This is a genomic window from Rhizobium sp. P2_G2, assembly GCF_056403555.1.
On sequence record NZ_JBFUFF010000234.1, the window covers coordinates 1 to 2,794 of the forward strand.

General features: G+C 61.4%; 2 protein-coding genes. Both read left to right on the top strand.

What is annotated here, in order from left to right; genetic code table 11:
* Nucleotides 1–589: MurR/RpiR family transcriptional regulator (locus tag AC1D06_RS42335; protein ID WP_477991526.1), on the top strand; the 589-nt coding region annotated here is incomplete at its 5' end.
* 92 nt (nucleotides 590–681) lie between these two features.
* A complete protein-coding gene (locus AC1D06_RS42340) occupies nucleotides 682–2,601 on the top strand; it encodes a bifunctional 5-dehydro-2-deoxygluconokinase/5-dehydro-2-deoxyphosphogluconate aldolase (RefSeq protein ID WP_477874507.1) in 1,920 nt (639 codons plus the stop codon).
* Nucleotides 2,602–2,794: the final 193 nt, after the last annotated feature.

A 2,794-nucleotide genomic window follows, 5' to 3' on the forward strand; every position in this document is an offset into this window, starting at 1 on the left:
TTCTTACGAAGAGCGGTTGAACATCCTCGAGCGCGAAAACAATCATATCCACGAAGCCGAACTGCTCAGCGGCTTCCTGAATGCGGCAGCGCAGTCGATCGGCCGGCTGGCGGCATCGATCGATCCGGCGCAATTCGCCCAGGCCATCGACATTCTCGCCGGCGCCGAGACGATCTATCTCATTGCCAAGCGCCGCTCCTATCCGCTGACCGCGCACATGGCCTATGCCTTCGGCAAACTCGGTATCCGCTACATCATGGTGGCGTCGCCGAACGGCGTCGAGGCGGAGATGGCGCAATTCGCTGGCGACCGCGACGCGGCCTTTGCCGTCAGTTTCTCGCCCTATGCAGCCGACAGCATTGCCAATGCCGAGAGTTTCGCCAAGCGCGGCGTACCGGTGGTGGCGATCACCGACTCGGTGTTCTCGCCGCTTGCGGTTTTCGCCAAATGCTGGTTCGAAGTGGTGGAATCGGATTTCTCCGGTTTCCGCTCGCTATCGGCTTCGATGGCGCTGGCCATGGCCATGCCGGTGGCGATCGCCGAAAAGCGCCGCCAGATGGAACGCGAAAGGAACATATATACAAAATGAAACAAAAATTCCATTTGACTTTTCCATAGAATTTATGTTTCAAAATGGCGAAAAGTCGGCTGCAAGACCGGCTGGAAATAGAGGATAGAGCAATGGCCGGTTCAGATCAGGAAAAAAGCCTCGACGTCATCACCATCGGACGTTCCTCCGTGGATCTTTATGGCCAGCAATCGGGCTCGCGGCTAGAGGACATTGCCTCCTTCGCCAAGTCGGTCGGCGGCTGCCCGACCAATATTTCTGTCGGCACCGCCCGGCTAGGGCTCAAATCTGCGCTGATCACCAAGGTTGGCGACGAGCAGATGGGCCGCTTCATTCGCGAGCAGCTCGACCGCGAAGGCGTCAACACCGATGGCATCGCCACCGACAAGGACCGGCTGACGGCGCTGGTGCTGCTGGCGATCGAATCCGAAGGCGTGTCGCCGATGATTTTCGTGCGCACCGACTGCGCCGACATGGCGCTCGACGAAAGCGATATTGACGAGGATTTCATCCGTTCGTCACGCGCCGTCCTCGTCTCCGGCACGCATTTCTCCAAGCCGAATACGGAAGCGGCGCAGCGCAAGGCGATCCGCATCGCCAAGGAGAGCGGCGGCAAGGTGATTTTCGACATCGACTATCGCCCCAATCTCTGGGGCCTCGCCGGCCATGCCGAAGGCTTCGAGCGTTATGTGAAATCCGATCGCGTCTCGACGCTGATGAAATCGGTGCTGCCGGATTGCGACCTGATCGTCGGCACCGAGGAAGAGATCATGATCGCCTCGGGCGCCGATAGTGTGCTCGCCTCGCTGAAAGCGATCCGGGCGGCGACGCCGGCGACCATCGTGCTCAAGCGCGGCGCCATGGGCTGCATCGTCTATGACGGCCCGATCTCCGACAATCTCGAAGACGGCATTGTCGGCCAGGGCTTTCCGATCGAGGTCTATAATGTGCTCGGCGCCGGCGACGCCTTCATGTCCGGCCTGCTGCGCGGCTGGCTCTCGGGCGAGCCGCATGCGACCTCGGCCACCTGGGCCAATGCCTGCGGCGCCTTCGCCGTATCGCGCCTGCTCTGTGCGCCGGAATATCCGACCTGGGAAGAGCTGCAACATTTCCTCAAGCATGGCAGCAAATACAAGGCGCTCAGAAAGGATGAGGCGCTCAGCCACATCCATTGGGCGACGACGCGCCGCGGCGATATCCCGCTCCTGATGGCGCTGGCCATCGACCATCGCTCGCAGCTCACGGATATCTGCGATTCCGTCAAGGCGCCGCATGCGAAGATCAACGTCTTCAAGCGGCTGGCCGTCGCTGCCGCCGCACGGGTCAGCCAGGGCCGCGAAGGCTACGGCATGCTGATCGACGAGCGTTTTGGTCGCGAGGCCTTCTTCGACGCCGCCAAAAAGGGCTTTTCCTGGATCGGCCGGCCGGTGGAACTGCCAGGCTCACGGCCGCTCCGGTTCGAATTCTCGCAGGATATCGGCTCGCAGCTGGTCGAATGGCCGGTCGAGCATTGCATCAAATGCCTGTGCTTCTACCATCCGGACGATCCGGAAGCGCTGAAGAGGGAGCAGCAGCAGAAGCTGCTCAGCCTGTTCGAAGCCGCCCGCAAGGTCGGTCGCGAACTGCTGGTCGAAATCATCGCTGGCAAGCATGGGACATTGGACGACACGACGATTTCGCGCGCGATCACCGAACTCTACGCGCTCGGTATCAAGCCGGACTGGTGGAAGCTCGAACCGCAGCATTCGCCGGCTGCGTGGAAGAATATCGAAAAGGTGATAAACGACAACGACCCCTGGTGCCGCGGCATCGTGCTACTCGGCCTGGAAGCGCCGGCAGAGCAGCTTGAAAAGGCGTTTGCCGCCACCGCAGTCTCGCCGCTGGTCAAGGGCTTTGCGGTCGGCCGGACGATTTTTGCCTATGCCGCGCAGCAATGGCTGTCGGGTCAGATGAATGACGAGGCCGCGATTGCGGATATGGCGGGACGGTTCGAGGCACTGACCAAGGCTTGGCTGAGGACGCGCGGGCTTTAGGGGTTGGCGAGGCTGTTTACCCCTCACCAAGCGCGCCCAGGCACTCGACTACGTCTCGCGCGGGCTTGCTATCCTCTCCCGCAAGGGGAGAGGTAGGGTGCCATGAGCAACCGCCTCGATTGTGGCAAGAGGCCGCCGCGAGTTTTCCTCGCCCCTTGCGGGAGAGGATACGAAGGCCGGGTAAGCTTAAGCG